Genomic DNA, 20956 nt, shown 5'->3' with positions numbered 1-20956 from the left:
CCCCGTCAGCCGACCGGCGCGCGGGCCTGGGCCGTGGAGCCGCGTACCACCAGTTCCGGTTGGAAGACGAACTCGGTGCGCTGCACCGGGTTTCCGCCGATCTCTTCGAGGAGTGCGCCGACCGCCGCGGCGGCCATGGCCGGCACCGGCTGCCGCACCGTGGTGAGCGGGGGGTCGGTGAAGGCGATCAGCGGGCTGTCGTCGAACCCCACCACCGAGATATCGCCCGGTACGTCGAGCCCCCGCTGCCGGGCCGCCCGGACGGCTCCGAGCGCCATCAGATCGCTGCCGCACACGATCCCGGTGCAGCCCAGCTCCAGTAGGGTCCCGGCCGCCGCCTGACCGCCCTCCAGGGTGAACAGCGTGTGCTGCACGTGGTTCCCGATCCCCGCCGGGGACAGCCCGAGCGAGCTGCGCAGCGCCGCCTCGAAGCCTTCGGCCTTCCGGCGCGAGGGCACGTAGCGGCTCGGCCCGACCGCGAGCCCGATCCGCCGGTGCCCCAGCTCCAGCAGGTGGGAGACCGCCATCCGGGCCGCCGAGCGGTCGTCCGGCGAGACGAAGGAGGCGCTGATGTGCTCGTTGTAGCCGTTGATCAGTACGAACGGCACTCCGCGGGCGGCCAGCCGGGTGTAGCGCGCGGGATCGGCGGTGGTGTCGGCGTGCAGCCCGGACAGGAAGACGATGCCGGTGACGCCGCGCTCCTCCAGTTGCTCCACCAGTTCGTCCTCGGTGGCGCCGCCCGGAAGTTGGGTGCAGAGCACGGGGGTGTAACCGTGCCCGGCCAACACCTGCTCGATGACCTGGGCGAAGGCCGGGAATATCGGGTTGGTCAGCTCCGGTGTGACCAGCCCGACCAGGCCCTGGCTGCGCCGCCGCAGCCGCACCGGGCGTTCGTAGCCGAGCAGGTCGAGGGCGGCCACGACGCGCTGCCGGGTCGCGGCGGACACCCCGGGCTTGCCGTTCAGCACCCGGCTGACGGTCGCCTCGCTCACCGCGGACTGGGCCGCGATGTCCGCCAGCCGGGGGGCGGCGGGAGGACCGCCGGCCGACGGCGGGGCGGTCACTCCTCCCACCAGACGGAGCCGTCCTCCGGCAGCACGGCCTGCTCCCCCTCGACGGTCACCGGTGCGCTGGCGAGCAGTACCCGCCCGGGCAGCGGGAGCCGTACCGGGGCGGCGGTGGTGTTGACCGTGCAGACCAGTCGCCGGCCGCCGGCCGTGCGCCGGAAGGCCAGCACGCCGGCCGGCGTCGGCAGCCAGTCGAGGTGCTCGCCCGCGCCGAGCGCGGGGTGTTCCCGGCGCAGCGCGATCGCGGCGCGGTAGAGCTCCAGGGTGGAGTCCGGGTCGCCGGTCTGGGCCGCCACGCTGAGTTCCGCCCAGTCGGCGGGTTGCGGCAGCCAGGACGGTCCTCCCGGCTCGGGACCGAAACCGTAGGGGGCCTCGGTGCCGGACCAGGGGATCGGTACCCGGCAGCCGTCACGGAGCCCGTCCTGGCCGTTCTGCCGGAAGAACGACGGGTCCTGCCGCAGCGCGTCGGGGATGTCGTGGACCTCCGGGAGTCCGAGCTCCTCGCCCTGGTACACGTAGGCCGAGCCGGGCAGGGCGAGCATCAGCAGGGCGGCGGCCCGGGCTCGGCGGAGGCCCTGGCCGGGGTCCTCCGGGTCGTCGGCGTAGCGGGTGGCGTGCCGGACGACGTCGTGGTTGGAGAGCACCCAGGTGGTCGGCGCGCCGACCGGGCGCATCGCTTCGAGTGACTCGTCGATGGCCGCGCGGAGCGCGTCGGCCTCCCAGGGGGTCGTCAGGTAGTGGAAGTTGAAGGCCTGGTGCAGTTCGTCGTGGCGCAGGTAGCGAGCGGTGCGCTCGGCCGACGGCGTCCACGCCTCGGCGACCCCGATCCGCTCGCCCGGGTACTCGTCGAGCACCTTCCGCCAGGCGCGGTAGATCTCGTGCACCCCGTCCTGGTCGAAGAACGGCAGCGGCCGGCTGCCCAGCAGCCGCAGTTGGGTGCCGTGGCCGATGTCCGGCAGCCCTTCGGCCTTGACCAGGCCGTGGGCCACGTCGATGCGGAAGCCGTCGACGCCCTTGTCGAGCCAGAAGCGGAGGACGGTCCTGAACTCGTCGTGGACGGCTGGGTGCTCCCAGTTGAAGTCGGGCTGCTCGGGGGCGAAGAGGTGGAGGTACCACTCGCCGGGCGTCCCGTCGGGGTTGTCGGTGCGGGTCCAAGCGGGGCCGCCGAAGACGGACTCCCAGTCGTTCGGTGGGAGCTCGCCGAGCGGGCCGCGGCCGGGGCGGAAGTGGAAGCGGTCCCGCAGCGCGGATCCGGGGCCTTCGCGGAGCGCCTGCCGGAACCACTCGTGCTGGTCGGAGCAGTGGTTGGGGACGAGGTCCACGATGACGCGCAGGCCGAGGGCGTGCGCGTCGGCGATCAGCGCCTCGGCGTGGCGGAGGGTACCGAAGAGCGGGTCCACCGCGCGGTAGTCGGCCACGTCGTAGCCGGCGTCGGCCTGCGGGGAGGCGTAGAAGGGGCTGAGCCAGACGGCGTCGACACCGAGGTCCCGCAGGTACGGCAGCCGGCTGCGGACGCCCTCCAGGTCGCCCATTCCGTCGCCGTCGGCGTCGGCGAAGCTGCGCGGATAGACCTGGTAGATCACCGCGTCCCGCCACCACCTGGTGCGCTGGTCCGCGGTATCGGCGGAGGCGGCGTCGGACGGGGCGGTTCGGGCAGGCTGGTGGGTCATCTCTTCCCTGGTTCTCGGAGGTGCGGCGGCGGTGCCGGTCAGGCCTTGGTGGCGCCGGCGGTCAGTCCGGAGACCAGATGGCGCTGGGCGAAGCCGAAGACGATGGTGGCGGGCACCGCGATGATCACGGCGGCGGCGGTCATGGAACCCCAGTCGCCGGTGTACTGGTTGACGAAGGTCTGCAGGCCGCCGGCGAGGGTGAGGTTCTCCTCGCCGGTCATGAAGGCGGAGGCGTAGGCGACCTCGGCCCAGGCGGTGACGAAGGTGTAGAAGCCGGTCACCGCCAGGCCCGGTTTGGCCAGGGGCAGCACGAGCCGCCAGAAGGTGCCGAACGGGTTGAGCCCGTCCACGCGCCCGGACTCGTCGATCTCGACGGGGATGGTGTCGAAGAAGCCCTTCATCATCCAGGCGCAGAAGGGCACGGCGATGGTGAGGTAGGTGATGACGAGCCCGACCGGCTGGTTGAGCAGGCCGAGCCCGGCCATCAGGTTGTACAGCGGCACGATCAGGATCGCCACCGGGAACATCTGGGTGATCAGCAGCATCCACATCAGCGGGCGCATGCCGGGGAAGCGGAAGCGGCTGACGGCGTAGCCCGTGGTGGCGGCGGTGAAGACGCCGAGCACGGTGGTGGCCCCGACGACGACGATGGAGTTGCCGAACCAGGTCAGGAAGCGCGTCTCGGTCAGGACGTGCGTGTAGTTGGCGAGGGTGGGTTGGCTCAGCAGGCTGGTCGAGAACGCCTCGTTCTTCGGTTTGAAGGAGGTGACCAGGAGCCACAGCGGCGGGAAGACGGCGATGGCCGAGGCGACCAGCAGTGTGGCGTGCAGCCCGAGGCTGGCCGGCAGGGTGCGGCGGCGGGCGCGTCCGCCGGTGTGCTCGCTCGTGCGGTCGGTCACCAGACTTCCCCCTGTCTGCGGAGCGCGCGGCGGTAGACCACCGCGATGAGGGCCAGCAGGGCGAGGATGAGCACGCCCCAGGCCGCGGAGCCCGCGAAGTCGCGGGGGCTGTTGACGAAGGAGAGCCGGTAGGCGTACGTCACCAGGATCTCGGTGGAGTCACCGGGGCCGCCCCGGGTGAGCAGGAAGATCACCGGGAACATGTTGAAGGTCCAGATGGTGGAGAGCAGGATCACCGTGGAGCTCACCGAGCGGAGCCCCGGCAGGGTGATGTGGCGGAACCGCTGCCAGGGGTTGGCGCCGTCCATCTCGGCGGCCTCGTACAGCTCGCCGGGGATGGACTGGAGGCCGCCGAGCAGGGCGACCAGCATGAAGGGCACGCCGAGCCAGATGTTGACGGCGATGACGGCGCCCTTGGCCCAGGTCGGGTCGTTGAGCCAGGGAACCGCCTCGATACCGCCCCCGCTGAGCAGCTTGTTGAGGATGCCGTGCTTCTCGTTGTAGAGCATCCGCCAGGTGAAGACCGAGACGAAGGCGGGGATCGCCCAAGGCAGGATCAGCGCGAGCCGGTAGAAGGTGCGCCCGGCGAAGTCGCGGTTGAGCATGTTGGCCAGCGCCAGGCCGATCAGGAAGGTCAGGCCGACGCAGCAGACCGTCCAGACCGCGGTCCAGCCGAGGCGGTCCCAGAAGACGCTGTCGCCGAGGATGGCCCGGTAGTTGTCCAGCCCGACGAAGTCGTAGCTGGCCGGGATGTGGTTGACGCCGATGTGGCGCTCGACGTTGGCCTCGTTCGCGTTGGTCAGCGACAGGTAGAGGCCGCGGACCAGCGGGTAGCCGATGATCACGCAGATCACGATGACCACGGGTGCGACCATGGTCCAGGCGTACCAGTGGGCGGTCAGCGCTCTGCGGAGCGGTCCTGGGGTACCGGCGCTCGGCCGGCGCCGGCCGCGGGCGCTCGGGGCGTCCGCGGCCGGCCCGGCCGGCCGGCCGGTGTCGACAGCCATGGGTCGGTCAGCCTCTTCCGGTGCCTACTTGTAGTCCTTGAGGAGCTTGCGGTATGCGTCCCCGGCGCCGGCCGCCGCCTTCTCGGGTGAGGCCTTGCCGGTCAGCACCTCGTTCATCTGGACCCGGATCGGTTCGAAGAGCGAGTTGGCCTCGGCGATCCACGGCCGCTCGACGGCCTTGTCCACGGCCGGCTTGAAGAACTGCACCATCTCGTTCTTCCGCACCGAGGGCTTCTCGTAGACCGAGGTGCGGGTGGGGAGCAGGCTCAGCTTCTCGGCCGTCTTCTGCTGGACCTCCGCCGAGGACATGTACTTGACGAACTCGTAGGAGGCCTCGAGGTTCTCCGAGCCGGCGTAGACCGAGAGGTTCCAGCCGCCCTGCGGGGCGCCCTGCCCCGCGCTGCCGCCGGGTACGGCGGCGACGCCGAGGTTCTTCCGGTCCTTGAACTCCTTGCCGGCGAGAGCGCCCTCGATGTCCCAGGGACCGTCGATGATCATCGCGACGTCGCCGTCCTTGAACGCCTTGAGCTGGTTCTCCTGGCCGTCGGTGGCGTCGGTGATGGCGGCGCCCGAGTCGACCAGGTCCTTGATGGCGGCGAAGCCGCGGACGCCGGCCGCGTCGTCGATCCGGACCTTCTTCTTCTCGGCGTCGACCATGTCGCCGCCCTCGCCGTACAGGTAGGGCAGGAACCAGTAGGGGTCGTCACCGCGCAGGTAGAGCGCGGTGGCACCGGTCTTGGACTTGATCGTCTCGGCGGATTCGGCGAGTTCCTCGAAGGTCTTGGGCACCTCCACCCCGGCCTTCTCCAGCAGCCTCTTGTTGTAGAAGAGCGCGAGGGTGTCGATCACCTGCGGGGCGCCGTAGGCCTTGCCGTTGAACCGGGCGCTGCCCATGGCCTGTTCGAGGTAGTCGGACTCGTCGTCGAGGGCGGACGTGCCGTCCAGCGGGGCCAGGTAGCCGAGGTTGGCGAAGTCCGCGACCCAGGCGACCTCGGTGCGCATGACGTCCGGAGCGCCGGAGCCGCTGCCCGCCGCGTTCTTGAAGTTGGCGTTCGCCTCTCCGAAGGAGACGCTGACGTAGTCGACCTCGACCCCGGGGTACTTCTTCTCGAAGCCTTCGGCCAGCTCCTTGTAGACGCCCTTCTCCGCGTCGTTCGAGGTGTCCCAGAAGGTCACCTTGCCGGAGATCTCGCCCGAACCCTTCGAGTCCGCGCTGCCGCCGTCGCCACCGCAACCGGTCATCGCCAGAGCCAGGGCCGCAACCAGCGCGGTGGCCGCTATGCCACGCCGCATGTCCACTCCCGTCATGAGTGCCCGAAGCGGCGGGGGCGGGGATGGGCCGGCCTCCACCGGATCGACCGCGCCGTTCGCGGGCTCCGGGCTGGCAGGAAGGTAACAGCTCCACACAGGAACCGAAAGTGCTTGCGGAAATTTTCTGCAACTCCCCTGGCTTCGACCCCCGACCTTCGCCCCTCGGGGCCACCGCGGACAAGCCCGCGTGTGGGGCGGGAGCCCCAGGGGAAGCCTCCCCGCAAGGAGTGCTGGAAATTTCAGCAAGGAATTGCAGTCACCGGCCGACCGGAGGAGCCGACGATGTCTCAGGAGCTCAGCCCCGCCGTCCAACCGCGCACCCCGCACCAGCGCCCGCCACGCCAGCGGCGGGCGACGGGCTGGTGGCGGGAGGCGGTCATCTACCAGGTCTACGTGCGGTCCTTCGCCGACAGCGACGGCGACGGCGTCGGCGACCTCCCCGGGGTCCGGCAGCGGCTGCCCCATCTGCGGGACCTGGGTGTCGACGCGGTCTGGCTCACCCCGTTCTACAGCTCGCCGCAGGCCGACGGCGGATACGACGTCGCGGACTACCGCTCCGTCGACCCGCTCTTCGGCGACCTGACCGACGCCGTCGACCTGCTGGACGAAGCCCACCGGCTGGGGATCCGGGTGATCCTGGACATCGTGCCGAACCACACCTCGGACCAGCACCCCTGGTTCCGGGAGGCGCTGGCGGCCCCGCCCGGCCACCCGGCCCGGGACCGGTACCACTTCCGTCCCGGTCGCGGCTCCGGCGGGGAACTGCCGCCGAACGACTGGGAGTCCGTCTTCGGCGGCCCGGCCTGGACCCGGACCGCCGACCCGGACGGCACACCCGGCGAGTGGTACCTCCACCTCTTCGCCCCGGAGCAACCGGACCTCAACTGGGACAGCACCGAGGTGGCGGAGGAGTTCGAGGCCATCCTCCGCTTCTGGCTCGACCTGGGCGTGGACGGCTTCCGCGTCGACGTGGCCCACGGCATGGTCAAGGCGCCGGGGCTGCCCGATGTGGGCCACGGCCGGCAGGCCGAGCTGATCGGCACCCAGGTGCTGCCGTTCTTCGACCAGGACCCGGTCCACCGCATCCACCGCTCCTGGCGGAGGCTGCTGGACTCCTACGACGGCGAGCGGATCGGCGTCGCGGAGGCCTGGGCCCCCGACGCGCAGCGGCTGGCCCGCTACGTCCGCCCGGACGAGTTGCACCAGGCGTTCAACTTCCAGTTCCTGCGCTGCCCCTGGGACGCGGCGAGGATGCGCGCCACCATCGACGAGTCGCTGGCCGCCACCGGCCCCGTCGGGGCGCCGACCACCTGGGTGCTCTCCAACCACGACGTCGTCCGGCACGCCACCCGCTACGCGGCCGAGGGGCCGGGCGGGGCGGAGCGGGGGCTGCGCCGGGCCCGCGCCGCCGCGCTGCTGGTGCTGGCGCTGCCGGGGTCCGTCTACCTCTACCAGGGTGAGGAACTCGGTCTGCCAGAGGTGCTGGACCTGCCCGACTCGGTCCGCCAGGACCCCTCCTTCTTCCGCGCCGAGGGCCAGGACGGTTTCCGCGACGGCTGCCGGGTGCCGATCCCCTGGTCGGGGCGGACGGCTCCGTACGGCTTCGGACCGGGCGGCAGTTGGCTGCCGCAGCCGGAGGACTGGGCGGATCTCAGCGTGGAGGCGCAGAGCGGCGACCCGGAATCCACCCTGGAGCTGTACCGGGCGGCGCTCGCCCTGCGCCGGGAGTCCCCCGCGCTGGGCGCCGGCGGCGGTCTGGAGTGGTTGGACTCCCCGGCGGGCGTGCTCGCCTTCCGGCGCCGGAGCGGCGAGGCCGGGGGCGTGGTCTGCGTGCTCAACACGCTCGACCGCCCGGTGGATTCGCCCGTCTCCGGGCACCCGCTGATCTCCAGCGCCCCGCTGCCCCCGCGGCAGCCCACGGGCGGGACGCTCCGGGCGCCGGCCGAGTCCTGTGTCTGGTGGGCAATCTGACCGACGGCGGGTACGCTCCCCCCATGACCATCCGGCTCGCCGACATCGCAGCTCAGGCGGGGGTCAGCGAAGCCACCGTCAGCCGGGTGCTCAACGGCAGGCCGGGGGTGGCCGCGGCCACCCGGGAGAGTGTGCTCGCCGCACTCGACGTGCTCGGTTACGAGCGCCCGGCGCGCCTCCGGCGGCGCAGCGCCGGGCTCGTCGGTCTGATCATCCCGGAGTTGGACAATCCGATATTCCCGGCGTTCGCCCAGGTGATCGGGGAGGATCTGACCCGGCAGGGCTACACACCCGTGCTGGCCACCCAGACGCCCGGCGGCTCCACCGAGGACGAGCTGACCGAGATGCTGGTCGACCGCGGTGTGGCGGGCATCATCTTCGTCTCCGGACTGCACGCCGACACCACCGCCGACATGACCCGCTACGACCGACTGCGGGCCCAGGGGGTCCCGTTCGTCCTGATCAACGGCTTCTCCCGGCTGGTCCGGGCGCCGTTCGTCTCACCGGACGACCGGGCCGCGATGCGGCTCGCGGTGACCCATCTGGCGGCTCTCGGCCACACCAGGATCGGGCTGGCCCTCGGACCGAGGCGGTTCGTGCCGGTGCTGCGGAAGATCGAGGGTTTCCAGGGGGCCATGGCGGAGCGGCTGGCCACACCCCCCGAGCGGTCGGCGGAGCTGATAGAGCACTCGCTCTACACGCTGGAGGGCGGCCAGGCCGCGGGCGCGGCGCTGCTGGAGCGTGGCTGCACCGCGCTGGTCTGCGCCAGCGACATGATGGCGCTGGGGGCGATCCGGGCGGTGCGGCAGCGCGGCGGGAGCGTCCCGGAGGATGTGTCGGTGGTCGGTTTCGACGACTCCCCGCTCATAGCGTTCACCGACCCTCCGCTGACCACGGTCCGTCAGCCCGTGCGGGCGATGGGGCAGGCGGCGGTGCGCACCCTGCTGGAGGAGGTCGGTGGCGCACCGGCTCCGCACAGCGAGTTCGTGTTCCTTCCGGAGCTGGTCGTCCGGGGCTCGACCGCCGCCGGCCCGCAGGTCCGGCAGGCCGCTTCGCCGGGTGACAGCGCCGGGGTGCACGCCGGCCCCTGACCGGACATCCAGGGCGAATCTGGCAGACTGTCCCGGGCATGGCGGAGATCGGCGCGGCTGACCGGCGCCGCGGCAGGCGGACGACGACCTCCCGCCGGGTGTCCGCGGAAGCACAGGAAGCGGTCGGCTCCGGAAGGTTCGCTGATGTATCGGCTGGATTCCGTACGCAGACCGCGGCTCTGGGGCGAGATCCTGCTGATCGTGGCGGGCTACTGGCTCTACACCGTCATCCGGGACACGGTGCCGGAGCAGAAGACGACGGCGCTGCGGAACGCCGAGGGGCTCTGGCACACCGAGAAGGTGCTCGGGATCGCCGTGGAACCGGCCGTCAACCACACCCTGAACTCGGTGAGCTGGCTGATCACCGTGATGAACTACTACTACGCCACCCTGCACTTCGTGGTGACCATCGCGGTGCTGGTCTGGCTGTACCACTGGCGCCCCGGCCGGTACGCGCCCGCCCGGCTGGTGCTGGTCGTCACCACCGCGACCGGCCTGCTGGGCTACTACCTCTTCCCGCTCGCCCCGCCCAGGCTGCTGCCGGGCGGAACCTTCGTCGACACCGCACTGGTCCACTCGGCGCTCGGCTCCTCGGCCTCGGGGCCGCTCTCCAGCCTGGAGAACGAGTACGCGGCTATGCCCTCGATGCACATCGGCTGGTCCGTGTGGTGCGCCGTGGTCATCGTGGTCCTCGCCCGCCCGCTGTGGGTGAAGGCGCTGGGGGTGCTCTATCCGCTGGTCACCCTGGTGGTGATCGTGGCGACCGCCAACCACTTCTGGCTGGACGCGGTCGGCGGTCTGCTCTGCCTGGCGATCGGCTACGCGGTGTCCCTCCTGTGGTACGACTCCCTCGGCCCCCGGCTCCGCAGGCGCCGGGCCCGAGACCGGACGCCTCGGGCCGAGGGCCGCTGACGACCCGGCCACGGGCCTGACACCCCATCGCCCGCGGACCGTCGGGTTCCCGTGGTCCCGTCGGGTTCCGCTCAGTCCTCCTGGCCGTAGAAGAGCCGTTCCACCACGGCACGGGCCCGCCGGGTGGTACGCCGGTAGTCCTCCAGCATCTCGCCCAGATGACCGGGCTCGTAGCCCAGGTAGCGGCCGATCGCGGCCTGCCCACGGGAGTCGGCAGGGAAGGTGTCGCCGGCCCGGCCGCGGACCAGCATGACCGCGTTGCGGACCCGGGTGGCCAGCGTCCAGGCCTGGTCGAGCAGGTGTGCGTCCTCGGTGCTGAGCAGTTCCGCGGCGTGCGCGGCGGCGAGCGCCGGACGGGTGCGGGTGGTGCGCAGTTCGGGCAGTTCCGCGGCGTGCCGCAGCTGGAGCAGTTGCACGGTCCACTCGACGTCGGAGAGCCCGCCCCGACCGAGCTTGGTGTGGGTGGTGGGGTCGGTGCCGCGCGGCATGCGCTCGTTCTCCATCCGCGCCTTGAGCCGCCGGATCTCCCTGACCTGCTCCTCGTCGACGCCCTTGGCGGGGTAGCGGAGTGGATCGATCAGCTCGACGAACCGCCGGCCCAGCTCCCGGTCGCCGGCCACCGGCTCGGCCCGGAGCAGGGCCTGGCTCTCCCAGATCCGCGACCAGCGGCGGTAGTAGGCGGCGTAGGAGGCGAGGGTGCGCACCAGGGGGCCGCTGCGGCCCTCTGGCCGCAGATCGGTGTCGATGAGCAGCGGGGGGTCGGCGGTGGGCAGTTGCAGCAGTCTCCGCACCTCGTTGGCGACCGCGGACGCGGCACGGCTGGCCTGCTGCTCGTCGACGCCCTCCCGCGGTTCGTGGACGAAGAGCACGTCGGCGTCGGAGCCGTAGTTCAGTTCGTGGCCGCCGAACCTGCCCATGCCGATGACCGCGAAGCGGGTGGGCAACTCCTCGCCCCACCGCGCCCGGACGGCGGCGCGCAGGGCGCCGGCGACGGTGGCGGCGTTGAGGTCGGAGAGCGCCCCACCGACCAGGTCGACCGCGTGGGAGCCCCGGTAGGAGAAGGGGTCGTCCTCCGGCGGCGCGCCCTCGCTGCCGTAGGCGCCGATGAGGTCGGCGGCGGCGGTGCGGAACAGTTCCCGGCGGCGGACCCCGCGGGCGGCGGCCACCGCCTGCTCGGCGTCGTCCGCCCGGCCCACCGCGGCGAGCACCTCCTGTTCGAGGTGGTCCCGGCTGCGCGGGCGGAGCTGCTCGGTGGAGCCGAGCAGGGCGACCGCCTCGGGCGCCCGCATCAGCAGGTCGGGGGCGAACCTGCCGGCCGACAGTACCCGGGCCAGGTTCTCCGCGGCGGCGCCCTCGTCCCGCAGCAGCCGCAGGTACCAGGGCGTCTTGCCGAGGGCGTCGGAGACCTGACGGAAGTTGAGCAGGCCCGAGTCCGGGTCGGCCGAGTCGGCGAACCAGCTCAGCATCACCGGCAGCAGAGTGCGTTGGATCGCCGCCTTCCGGGTGACGCCCGCGGCGAGCGCCTCCAGGTGGCGCAGGGCGCCCGCGGGGTCCGCGTAGCCGAGCGCCTCCAGCCGCTGGCCGGCGGCGCGCGGGCTGAGCCGGGTGCCTCCGGGCTCCAGCCGGGCGACGGCGTCCAGCAGCGGCCGGTAGAACAACTTCTCGTGCAGTCGCCGCACTTCCCGGGAGTGGCGCCGCCACTCCCTGCGCAGGGCCGCCATCGGTTCGGTGCCCCGGTCCCACCCGTAGCGGCCGGCCAGCGAGCGGGCGAGCCGGCGCAGATCGGTCTCGTCCTGCGGCATCAGGTGGGTGCGGCGCAGCCGGTACAGCTGGATGTGGTGCTCCATGGAGCGCAGGAAGCGGTAGGCGGTGTCCAGGGCCGCGGCGTCCGCGCGGGCGATGTAGCCGCCGGCGGCGAGCGCCGCCAGCGCGTCGAGCGTGGCGACGCTGCGCAGCGAGGCGTCGGTGCGGCCGTGCACCAGTTGCAGGAGCTGGACGGCGAACTCGATGTCGCGCAGCCCGCCCGGTCCGAGTTTGAGTTCCCGGTCCACGCGGTCGGCCGGGATGTTCGCCACCACCCGGCGGCGCATCTCCTGCACGTCGGAGACGAAGTTGTCGCGTTCGGCGGCCTGCCAGACCAGCGGGGAGACGGCGTCCATGTACTCGTAGCCGAGCAGCGGATCGCCGGCCACCGGACGGGCCTTGAGCAGCGCCTGGAACTCCCAGGTCTTGGCCCAGCGCTGGTAGTAGGCGGTGTGGCTGGAGAGGGTGCGTACCAGGGGGCCGTTGCGGCCCTCGGGTCGCAGGTTGGCGTCGACGGGCCAGATGGTGCCTTCGACGGTGGTCTCGGAGCAGATCCGCATCAGATGGGCGGCGAGCCGGGTGGCGGCGTTGAGCGCTTCGTTCTCGTCGGCGCCCTCGGCGGGTTCGGCGACGAAGACGACGTCGACGTCCGACACGTAGTTGAGTTCGTGTCCGCCGCACTTGCCCAGGGCGATCACGGCGAGTCGGCAGCGCTCGGCGTCCTCGGGGGCCGCCTTCTCGGCGATGACCAGCGCGGCGCGCAGTGTGGCGGTGGCCAGGTCGGCGAGTTCGGCGGTGGTCTGCTGCAGGTCGGAGGTGCCGCACAGGTCGCGGGCGGCCACCGGGAGCAGACAGCGGCGGTAGGCGGCGCGCAGCGAGTCCGGGTCACGGGCGCCGGCCAGTCCCCGGCCGAAGTCCTCGATCCCCGGTGGCGGGCCGGCGCCGTCGTACATCCGCAGGGCCCGCCAGTCCTCCGGGTGGTGCACCAGGTGGTCGGTGAGCGCCTCGGAGGCGCCCAGCACCCGGAGGAGCCGCTGCCGCAGCGGATCGGCGCCGCTCATCGCGTCGAGCAGGGCCGGCAGCTCGGACTCGGGGAGCGCTTCGAGGAAGCGCACCAGCCCGAAGAGGGCGAGGTCCGGGTCGGCGGTGGTTCCGAGCGCCTCCAGCAGCGCCGGGGCCTCACGCAGCGGTTCGGGCAGTTCCTCTGTGAGCCGCTGTTCGGCCGCGGCGGGGTCGGTGAAACCGCTCCGCAGCAGTTGTCCGAAACGGCTCCGCCGTCTGCCCTGCTGCACGGTCCACCGCCCTCCGGCCTGCCTGATCGTCCCAGCCTAACGACTCGGTGCGCGATGGCGAGCGGCTCACCGCACGGGCGTCGGGCTCACAGCACCGGCAGCATCTTGCGCAGCTCGAAGGCGGTGACCTCGGAGCGGTACTCCTCCCACTCCTGCTTCTTGTTGCGCAGGAAGAAATCGAAGACGTGTTCGCCGAGCGTCTCGGCGACCAGTTCGCTCCGCTCCATCAGGGTGATGGCCTCCCCCAGGTTCTGCGGCAGCGGCTCGATGCCCATCGCCCGCCGTTCGGCGTCCGAGAGCGCCCAGACGTCGTCCTCCGCTCCGGGCGGGAGTTCGTATCCCTCCTCCACTCCCTTGAGGCCGGCGGCGAGCAGCACCGAGTAGGTGAGGTAGGGGTTGGCGCCGGAGTCGATGGAGCGCACCTCGACCCGGGTCGACCCGATCTTGCCCGGCTTGTACATCGGCACCCGGATCAGGGCGGACCGGTTGTTGTGCCCCCAGCAGATGTACGAAGGGGCCTCCCCGCCCGCCCCGGCGGTCCGCTGGGAGCCGCCCCAGATCCGCTTGTAGGAGTTCACCCACTGGTTGGTGACCGCCGACACCTCACCCGAGTGCCTGAGCAGGCCGGCGATGAAGGAGCGGCCGGTCTTGGAGAGCTGGTACTCGGCGCCCGACTCGTGGAAGGCGTTGCGGTCGCCCTCGAAGAGCGACAGGTGGGTGTGCATCCCGGACCCGGGGTGCTCGGAGAACGGCTTCGGCATGAAGGTGGCGTGCACCCCCTGCTCCAACGCGACCTGCTTCATGATCAGCCGGAAGGTCATGATGTTGTCCGCGGTGGAGAGCGCGTCGGCGTAGCGGAGGTCGATCTCCTGCTGGCCCGGGGCGCCTTCGTGGTGGGAGAACTCCACCGAGATGCCCATCGACTCCAGCATGGTGATCGCCTGCCGGCGGAAGTCCATGCCGACGTGCTGCGGGGTGTGGTCGAAGTAGCCGGAGGAGTCGGCGGGCACCGGCCGGCTGCCGTCCACCGGCTTCTCCTTGAGCAGGAAGAACTCGATCTCCGGATGGGTGTAGAAGGTGAACCCGAGGTCGGAGGTGCGGGCGAGGATCCGCTTCAGGACGTAGCGCGGGTCGGCGTAGGAGGGGGAGCCGTCGGGCATCAGGATGTCGCAGAACATCCGGGCCGTGCCGGGGGCCTCAGCCCGCCAGGGGAGGATCTGGAAGGTCGCCGGATCCGGCTTGGCGAGCATGTCCGACTCGTACACCCGGGCGAACCCCTCGATGGCCGAGCCGTCGAAGCCGATGCCCTCGTCGAACGCCTGCTCCAGTTCCGCGGGGGCGACCGCGACCGACTTCAGGAAACCGAGCACATCGGTGAACCAGAGCCGCACGAAGCGGATGTCCCGCTCCTCGAGGGTGCGGAGCACGAACTCCTGCTGCTTGTCCATGGGCACAGTCTCACCTCTGCTCTTTCCCGACGCATCACCGTCCCCGCGCACCGGACCGCCGGCCGCGGCCCGGCTCCGCGCCCATCATGACCCACCACCAGGGCCCCGCGAGTCCGGGCGCTCCCCGCACCGCCGCGGAGGGTGACCGGCCGCTCCCCCCGACACCCGCTCGCCTACGCTGAGGGGCGTGCCTCAACTACGTCTCGCCCTGAACCAGATCGACAGCACCGTCGGCGACCTGACCGGAAACACCGAGACGATCGTCCAGTGGACCCGGCACTCGGCCGAGCAGGGGGCGCATCTCGCCGCCTTCCCGGAGATGGCGCTGACCGGCTACCCCGTCGAGGACCTGGCGCTGCGCTCCTCCTTCGTGGCCGCCTCCCGCCGGGCCCTGACCGAGCTGGCCTCCCGGTTGGCGGAGGAGGGGCTGGGCGAGGTGCCGGTGGTCGTCGGCTACCTGGACCGCAGCGAGCGGGCACACCACTACGGGCAGCCCGCCGGGGCGCCCAGCAACTCCGCCGCCGTGCTGCACCGCGGTGCGGTCGTGCTGCGCTTCGCCAAGCACCACCTGCCCAACTACGGGGTCTTCGACGAGTACCGGTACTTCGTGCCGGGCGACACCCTGCCGGTCGTCCGGGTGCGGGGCGTCGACGTGGCGCTGGCCGTCTGCGAGGACCTGTGGCAGGAGGGCGGCCGGGTGCCGGCGGCGCGTGCCGCCGGGGCGGGCCTGCTGCTGTCCGTCAATGCCTCGCCGTACGAGCGGAAGAAGGAGGACACCCGCCTGGAGCTGGTGCGCAGACGGGCCCGGGAGGCCGGTTGCACCACCGCCTACCTCGCCATGATCGGTGGTCAGGACGAGCTGGTCTTCGACGGCGACTCGCTGGTCGTCGACGCCGAGGGGGAGGTGCTGGTGCGCGCCCCGCAGTTCTCGGAGGGGTGCGTGCTGATCGATCTGGAGCTGCCGGCGGCCGGCGCCCCACCGACCGGCCCGGTCGGCGACGGTCTCCGGGTCGACCACGCGGTCCTCTCCGCCGATCCGCTGCCGCCGTACCCCGCCGAGCTGACCGGCGGCCACGCCGACCGGCTCTCGGAGGACGAGGAGGTGTACTCGGCGCTGGTGGTGGGGCTGCGGGCGTACGCGGCGAAGAACGGTTTCGGCAGCGTGCTCCTCGGCCTCTCCGGCGGCATCGACTCGGCCCTGGTGGCGGCGATCGCCTGCGACGCGCTCGGGGCTCAGAACGTGTACGCCGTGGCGATGCCCTCGCGCTACTCCTCGGAGCACTCGGAGACCGACGCGGCGGAACTGGCTCGGCGGACCGGGCTGAACTTCCGCACCGTCCCGATCGGGCCCATGTTCGACGCCTACATGGCGGGCCTTGAGCTCTCCGGGCTGGCCGAGGAGAACCTGCAGTCCCGGATCCGCGGCACCACCCTGATGGCGCTCTCCAACCAGGAGGGCCACATCGTGCTCGCCCCGGGCAACAAGTCCGAGCTGGCCTGCGGCTACTCCACCCTCTACGGCGACTCGGTCGGCGCCTTCGGCCCGATCAAGGACGTCTACAAGACCACCGTCTTCCGGCTCGCCGAGTGGCGGAACGCGTCCGCCCTGGAGCGCGGCCAGACCCCGCCCATCCCGGAGAACTCGATCACCAAGCCGCCCAGCGCGGAGCTGCGGCCCGGTCAGGTCGACACCGACTCGCTGCCGGACTACGACGTCCTCGACCGCATCCTGGAGCGGTACGTGGACCGGGACCAGGGCCATGCCGAGATCATCGCGGCGGGCTTCGACGCCGAGCTGGTGACCCGGGTGCTGCGGATGGTGGACGCCGCCGAGTACAAGCGCCGGCAGTATCCGCCGGGCACCAAGATCTCCGCGAAGGGCTTCGGCAAGGACCGGCGGCTGCCCATCACCAACCGGTGGCGGGAACCGAACTGACGGACCGCCGTCAGAAGGTCACCGACGCGGCGACCGGCAGGTGGTCGCTGCCGGTCCGCTCCAGCGTCCACGACGACACCGGTTCCAGCCCCCGCACCATGATCTGGTCGATCCTGGTCATCGGGAAGGAGGCGGGCCAGCTGAACCCGAAGCCGTCACCGGCCGCCCCCTGAGTGGAGCGCATCTGCGAGGTGACCGGGGCCAGCGCGCGGTCGTTCATGGTGCCGTTCAGGTCCCCCAGCAGCACCACCCGCTTCAGCGGCTCCTCCCGGATCGCCAGCCCCAGTGCCTCGGCGCTGTTGTCCCGCCGCTCCGCGGTGAAGCCGGCCTCGATCCTGACCCGGACCGAGGGCAGATGGGCGACGTACACGGCGACCCGGCCGTGCGGGGTGTCGACCGTGCCGCGCAGCGCCCTGGCCCAGCCCATCCCGGTGTCGACCCGCCGGCTGTCGCTGAGCGGGTACTTGCTCCACAGCCCGACCGTGCCCTGCATCGAGTGGTAACGGTAGGTCTCCCCCAACGTCCGCTGGTACGTCGGCGCCGCGGACTCGGTGAGCTCCACCAGCGCCACCACGTCGGCTCCGGAGGCGGCGATGTCGCGGGCGGTGGCGGCCGGGTCCGGGTTCTCGGCGTTGACGTTGTGGCTGGCCAGGGTCAGCCGGCTGCCGTCCGCCGCCGCGGCGGACTTGTCGACCAGCAGGCCGCCGAAGAGGTTCACCCACGCCACGGCCGGCAGCACCACCGCGATCAGCGCGGTCGCCGACCGGCGCACCAGGGCCAGCAGGAACAGGAGCGGGACGGCCAGGCCCAGCCAGGGCAGGAACGTCTCCAGCAGACTGCCGAGGTTCCCGACCCGGTTGGGGACGCTCGCGTGGAAGACCAGCAGCAGCAACAGCGCCAGGGCGAAGAGCGAGAGGAACGCGCCGCGGCGCCACACCCCCGCACCCGGCGAGGAGCCCGGCCGGGGGCCGCCCGCTGCGGAACCGCGCCGGAACAGCCCGAGGCGCTGCCACCTGACCGGCGCCTCCCGGACGCCCACGCCCGCCACCGGAGGGGCCGGCTCACCATCGCGTCCACCGGTCATCTCCGCCTGCGCCATGTGCCTGTCCTCGCTGCTCCGACCGATGCCCACCGACTCGCACACTAGGGTGTGCCGCCCGGATCCTCGCGGCGCCGCGGGCCTCGCCTCGCGCGGCGGCGCTGCCGAGGGCTCCCGACGGCTCCGTGCCCGGGGCGTCGCGAGTTCCTCGGAACCCGCCGGCGGCCCCGCTGCCCGTCGCCTGGAGATCCGAACGGAACACCATAGGGGATCACCGGGGCCTCCCGGCCGGCCAGGTGATCACTCGCCTACCAGGACGAGCCGTGCGGCTCGGCCAGTTCCCGACCGGCCGCACCGGCGGGGCCGATCCGCAGCGCGGGATGCCGGGTGACCCTTCCCGCTCCGGCCCCCGGATGCGACCATGGAACCGATCCGGGGACGCCGTGAGGGTGCCTCGAGATGACACAGGGAGTTTTGCCATGACGCACGTCCAGTCGACTCCGTCCTCCCCCGCCGGCGGTGCGCCGAAGGAGGCCGGCGCAGCTAAGGGCGGTACCGCTCTGTACGGCGGTACGAGCACCCGGCGGGTGACCGTCCGCGACATCGCCGCGGCCAAGCGCCGCGGCGAGAAGTGGCCCATGCTCACCGCCTACGACGCGATGACCGCCTCCGTCTTCGACGAGTCGGGCATCCCGGTGATGCTGGTCGGAGACTCAATGGGCAACTGCCACCTCGGGTACGAGTCGACCGTTCCGGTGACGCTCGACGAGATGACGATGCTGGCCGCCGCCGTGGTGCGCGGCACCAAGCGGGCGCTGATCGTCGCGGACCTGCCCTTCGGCTCCTTCCAGGAGGGCTCCGTCCAGGCGCTGCGGAGCGCCACCCGGCTGGTCAAGGAGGCCGGCGTGGGGGCGATCAAGCTGGAGGGCGGCGAACGTTCCGCCGAGCAGGTCGAGCGGTTGGTCGAGTCCGGTATCCCGGTGATGGCGCACATCGGGCTGACCCCGCAGTCGGTCAACGCCTACGGCGGCTATCCGGTGCAGGGACGCGGCGAGGAGGCGGCGGAGCAGCTGCTCCGCGACGCCAAGGCGGTGCAGGAGGCGGGAGCGTTCGCCGTGGTGCTGGAGCTGGTCCCGGCCGAGCTGGCCGCCCGGGTCACCGGTGACCTGGCCATCCCGACCGTGGGCATCGGCGCCGGCCCCGACTGCGACGCCCAGGTGCTGGTGTGGACCGACATGGCCGGGATGACCTCGGGCCGACTGCCGCGCTTCGTCAAGCAGTACGCGGACCTCCGGCAGGTGCTGGGCGGGGCGGCCAAGGCCTTCGCGGAGGACGTGGTCGGCGGCGCCTACCCCGCCGAGGAGCACAGTTTCCACTGACCGCCCGTTCACCGCTGACCTTGCCCGATGGAAGCGGCGGTCCTCGATCGGTGTGCGCCCGCCCGGCTGCGTCGGGCGGGCGCACACCCGCTTCCGGGGTTCTCACGGGACCGTCCGGGGAGACCCGGCCGCTGCCCCGGCCGGCCGTCGGTGCGATGTCGGCGGCCTGTCAGTCCGGCCTGCCACGCTGTTCGGTATGAATCGCTTGTACCGAGAAAGTCACGCAGTGGAAGTACGGGGGCTGGTCAAAAACTTCGGCGAGACCAGAGCCCTCGACGGCGTCGACCTCGATGTCCGCGAGGGCACCGTCCTCGGCGTCCTCGGTCCGAACGGCGCGGGCAAGACCACGCTGGTACGGATACTCTCGACCCTCCTCCGTCCGGACGCGGGCACGGCGGTGGTCGCCGGCTACGACGTCGTGCGGCAGCCGCGGCAGCTGCGCCGGGTCATCGGACTGACCGGCCAGTACGCCTCGGTGGACGAGAAGCTCTCCGGCCGGGAGAACCTCTACATGATCGGCCGGCTGCTCGACCTGTCCCGGACCGTCTCCCGGGCCCGCGCCGACGAACTGCTGGAGCGCTTCTCGCTCACCGAGGCCGCCAAGCGCCCGGCCCAGCAGTACTCGGGCGGTATGCGGCGCCGGCTCGACCTGGCCGCCAGCATGATCGGCCGACCCGCCGTGCTCTATCTGGACGAGCCGACCACCGGGCTGGACCCGCGCACCCGCAACGAGGTGTGGGGGGAGGTCCGCGGGATGGTCGACGAGGGGGTCACCGTCCTGCTCACCACCCAGTACATGGAGGAGGCCGAACAGCTCGCGGACGAACTCGCCGTCATCGACCGGGGGCGGGTCATCGCGGGCGGCGGGATCGAGGAGCTGAAGGCGAAGGTCGGAGGCCGCACCCTGCAGATCCGCCCGGCGGACCCCGGCGCACTGCGGCACATGGCCCGGGCGCTGGCGGAGGCCGGTCCCCGGGGCAGCAGCGACACGGTCATCGACGCGTCCGAGGGGCTGCTGAACGTGCCGATCAGCAGCGACGAACAACTGACGGCGGTGATCGGGGTGCTGGGTGCGCGTGGTTTCCCGGTCGCCGGAATCGGCACCCATCTGCCCAGTCTCGACGAGGTCTTCCTGGCGATCACCGGCCAGAAGGCCTCCACACCGCAGGCGGACGGTCCGGCCCCCGGGGACGCCCCGGAGAACGCCCGCCGCGCCGAGGACGACCACCACCAGGAGGTGCCCGCATGACCGCGGCGACCGTCACCACGCCCGCCGCGAAGGCGCCGTCCGCCGAGGGGCGGATCGGGCTGCGGGCCAATCTCCGGCACATCGGCGCGCTGGTCCGGCGCAATCTGCTGCAGATCAAGCAGGACCCTGAATCGATGTTCGACGCCCTGCTGATGCCGATCGTCTTCACCCTGCTGTTCGTGTACGTCTTCGGGGGAGCCGTCGCCGGCAGCCGGGACGAGTACGTCAACTACGTGGTGCCCGGCCTGATGGCGATGATGGGCATGAACATCGCCATGTCGGTGGGCACGGGCATCAACACGGACTTCAAGACCGGTGTGATGGACCGCTTCCGCACCCTGCCGATCGCCCGTTCCTCGGTGCTGATCGCGAAGATCGTGGTGGAGATCGGCCGGATGCTGGTGTCCACCACCATCCTGCTGACGATGGGCTTCCTGCTGGGGCTGACCATCCGGACCTCCGTCGTGGACCTGCTCGCCGCGGTGGTCCTCTCGCTGTTCTTCGGTGCCTCGCTGATGTGGATATTCATCCTGCTGGGGCTGTCGCTGAAGTCGGCGCAGGCCGTGCAGGGCACCGCCATGCTGGTGCTGATGCCCTTGCAGTTCGGCAGCTCGATCTTCGCCATGCCGAGCACCATGCCCGGCTGGCTGGAGGCGTTCACCAAGGTCAATCCGCTGTCGACGCTCGCCGACGCCGCCCGCGGGCTGATCAACGGCGGTCCGGTGGCCCACCCGGCGCTGATCACCGTCGCCTGGGCGGTGGGCATCACCGCCGTCACGGCGCCGATCGCGGTGGCGCAGTTCCGCAGGAAGACCTGAGGATCGCCGGCACGCGGCGGACCCCGGTCCCGGATTCTCCGCGAGTAGCCGAGGATGACCGGGG

The 20956-nt window shown here is 71.9% G+C and carries 15 protein-coding genes; 7 read left to right on the top strand and 8 right to left on the bottom strand.

Annotated elements, in window-relative coordinates; translation table 11 throughout:
* Positions 1–5: 5 nt before the first annotated feature.
* From BGP73_RS02555 to BGP73_RS02535, 5 genes are read right to left on the bottom strand one after another with little or no spacing between them, the layout of a single operon-like run.
* Positions 6–1076, bottom strand: a complete 1071-nt coding sequence (locus tag BGP73_RS02555; protein ID WP_069811725.1) for a LacI family DNA-binding transcriptional regulator — start codon at positions 1074–1076, stop codon at positions 6–8.
* Positions 1061–2737, bottom strand: a complete 1677-nt coding sequence (locus tag BGP73_RS02550) for a glycoside hydrolase family 13 protein (protein ID WP_069811724.1) — start codon at positions 2735–2737, stop codon at positions 1061–1063. Before BGP73_RS02550 ends, BGP73_RS02555 begins: the two co-directional genes overlap by 16 nt.
* Positions 2738–2775: 38 nt before the next feature.
* Positions 2776–3636, bottom strand: a complete 861-nt coding sequence (locus tag BGP73_RS02545; RefSeq protein ID WP_107473930.1) for a sugar ABC transporter permease — start codon at positions 3634–3636, stop codon at positions 2776–2778.
* On the bottom strand, positions 3633–4643 hold the full coding sequence (locus tag BGP73_RS02540) for a carbohydrate ABC transporter permease (RefSeq protein ID WP_079127138.1): 1011 nt from the start codon (positions 4641–4643) through the stop codon (positions 3633–3635). The genes BGP73_RS02545 and BGP73_RS02540 overlap by 4 nt, the downstream gene beginning before the upstream one ends.
* Positions 4644–4667: 24 nt before the next feature.
* Positions 4668–5936, bottom strand: coding sequence for an extracellular solute-binding protein (locus BGP73_RS02535; protein ID WP_069811722.1), 1269 nt, complete (start codon positions 5934–5936; stop codon positions 4668–4670).
* A gap of 300 nt (positions 5937–6236) precedes the next feature.
* Between BGP73_RS02535 and BGP73_RS02530 the strand changes: the two genes are divergently transcribed.
* The 3 genes from BGP73_RS02530 (at position 6237) to BGP73_RS02520 (ending at position 9928) form a co-directional block, all read left to right on the top strand.
* Positions 6237–7925 carry a glycoside hydrolase family 13 protein gene (locus BGP73_RS02530; protein ID WP_069811721.1) on the top strand — a complete coding sequence of 563 codons (1689 nt, stop codon included), beginning with the start codon at positions 6237–6239 and terminating at the stop codon, positions 7923–7925.
* Positions 7926–7948: 23 nt separating this feature from the next.
* On the top strand, positions 7949–9016 hold the full coding sequence (locus tag BGP73_RS02525) for a LacI family DNA-binding transcriptional regulator (protein ID WP_069812079.1): 1068 nt from the start codon (positions 7949–7951) through the stop codon (positions 9014–9016).
* A gap of 144 nt (positions 9017–9160) precedes the next feature.
* Positions 9161–9928, top strand: a complete 768-nt coding sequence (locus BGP73_RS02520) for a phosphatase PAP2 family protein (protein ID WP_069811720.1) — start codon at positions 9161–9163, stop codon at positions 9926–9928.
* A 71-nt stretch (positions 9929–9999) separates the two neighbouring features.
* Here BGP73_RS02520 and BGP73_RS02515 read toward each other — a convergent pair whose 3' ends face one another.
* The gene (locus BGP73_RS02515) at positions 10000–13023 is read right to left on the bottom strand and encodes a bifunctional [glutamine synthetase] adenylyltransferase/[glutamine synthetase]-adenylyl-L-tyrosine phosphorylase (protein WP_069811719.1); all 3024 of its coding nucleotides are present in this window, start codon (positions 13021–13023) and stop codon (positions 10000–10002) included.
* A gap of 86 nt (positions 13024–13109) precedes the next feature.
* Positions 13110–14471, bottom strand: coding sequence for a glutamine synthetase family protein (locus BGP73_RS02510; RefSeq protein WP_069811718.1), 1362 nt, complete (start codon positions 14469–14471; stop codon positions 13110–13112).
* 187 nt (positions 14472–14658) lie between these two features.
* Here BGP73_RS02510 and BGP73_RS02505 point away from each other — a divergent pair, with 187 nt between their 5' ends.
* The gene (locus BGP73_RS02505; RefSeq protein WP_069811717.1) at positions 14659–16407 is read left to right on the top strand and encodes an NAD+ synthase; all 1749 of its coding nucleotides are present in this window, start codon (positions 14659–14661) and stop codon (positions 16405–16407) included.
* 10 nt (positions 16408–16417) lie between these two features.
* Here the strand turns inward: BGP73_RS02505 and BGP73_RS02500 are convergent, their stop codons facing one another.
* Entirely contained in the window at positions 16418–17506 is a 1089-nt protein-coding gene (locus BGP73_RS02500) for an endonuclease/exonuclease/phosphatase family protein (RefSeq protein WP_079127187.1), read from the bottom strand.
* A gap of 419 nt (positions 17507–17925) precedes the next feature.
* Between BGP73_RS02500 and panB the strand changes: the two genes are divergently transcribed.
* From panB to BGP73_RS02485, 3 genes are all read left to right on the top strand, one after another.
* The gene (gene panB, locus BGP73_RS02495) at positions 17926–18825 is read left to right on the top strand and encodes a 3-methyl-2-oxobutanoate hydroxymethyltransferase (RefSeq protein ID WP_069811716.1); all 900 of its coding nucleotides are present in this window, start codon (positions 17926–17928) and stop codon (positions 18823–18825) included.
* A gap of 196 nt (positions 18826–19021) precedes the next feature.
* The gene (locus BGP73_RS02490) at positions 19022–20074 is read left to right on the top strand and encodes an ATP-binding cassette domain-containing protein (RefSeq protein ID WP_069811715.1); all 1053 of its coding nucleotides are present in this window, start codon (positions 19022–19024) and stop codon (positions 20072–20074) included.
* On the top strand, positions 20071–20892 hold the full coding sequence (locus tag BGP73_RS02485; RefSeq protein WP_069811714.1) for an ABC transporter permease: 822 nt from the start codon (positions 20071–20073) through the stop codon (positions 20890–20892). Before BGP73_RS02490 ends, BGP73_RS02485 begins: the two co-directional genes overlap by 4 nt.
* The last annotated feature ends 64 nt before the right edge of the window (positions 20893–20956 follow it).

Origin of the sequence: Streptomyces sp. TP-A0874 (genome assembly GCF_001748085.1) — a bacterium.
Lineage (GTDB): Bacteria > Actinomycetota > Actinomycetes > Streptomycetales > Streptomycetaceae > Streptomyces.
The sequence above is the reverse complement of the archived record's forward strand: the minus strand, read 5'-3'. Positions and strand labels throughout refer to the sequence as shown.

Bases quoted from the DNA above. Each gene is read 5' to 3' on its own strand.
- BGP73_RS02550 (WP_069811724.1), bottom strand. From the start codon at position 2,737: ATGACCCACCAGCCTGCCCGAACCGCCCCGTCCGACGCCGCCTCCGCC.
- BGP73_RS02540 (WP_079127138.1), bottom strand. From the start codon at position 4,643: ATGGCTGTCGACACCGGCCGGCCGGCCGGGCCGGCCGCGGACGCCCCG.
- BGP73_RS02535 (WP_069811722.1), bottom strand. From the start codon at position 5,936: ATGCGGCGTGGCATAGCGGCCACCGCGCTGGTTGCGGCCCTGGCTCTG.
- BGP73_RS02530 (WP_069811721.1), top strand. From the start codon at position 6,237: ATGTCTCAGGAGCTCAGCCCCGCCGTCCAACCGCGCACCCCGCACCAG.
- BGP73_RS02525 (WP_069812079.1), top strand. From the start codon at position 7,949: ATGACCATCCGGCTCGCCGACATCGCAGCTCAGGCGGGGGTCAGCGAA.
- BGP73_RS02520 (WP_069811720.1), top strand. From the start codon at position 9,161: ATGTATCGGCTGGATTCCGTACGCAGACCGCGGCTCTGGGGCGAGATC.
- BGP73_RS02510 (WP_069811718.1), bottom strand. From the start codon at position 14,471: ATGGACAAGCAGCAGGAGTTCGTGCTCCGCACCCTCGAGGAGCGGGAC.
- BGP73_RS02500 (WP_079127187.1), bottom strand. From the start codon at position 17,506: ATGGCGCAGGCGGAGATGACCGGTGGACGCGATGGTGAGCCGGCCCCT.
- panB (WP_069811716.1), top strand. From the start codon at position 17,926: ATGACGCACGTCCAGTCGACTCCGTCCTCCCCCGCCGGCGGTGCGCCG.
- BGP73_RS02490 (WP_069811715.1), top strand. From the start codon at position 19,022: ATGAATCGCTTGTACCGAGAAAGTCACGCAGTGGAAGTACGGGGGCTG.
- BGP73_RS02485 (WP_069811714.1), top strand. From the start codon at position 20,071: ATGACCGCGGCGACCGTCACCACGCCCGCCGCGAAGGCGCCGTCCGCC.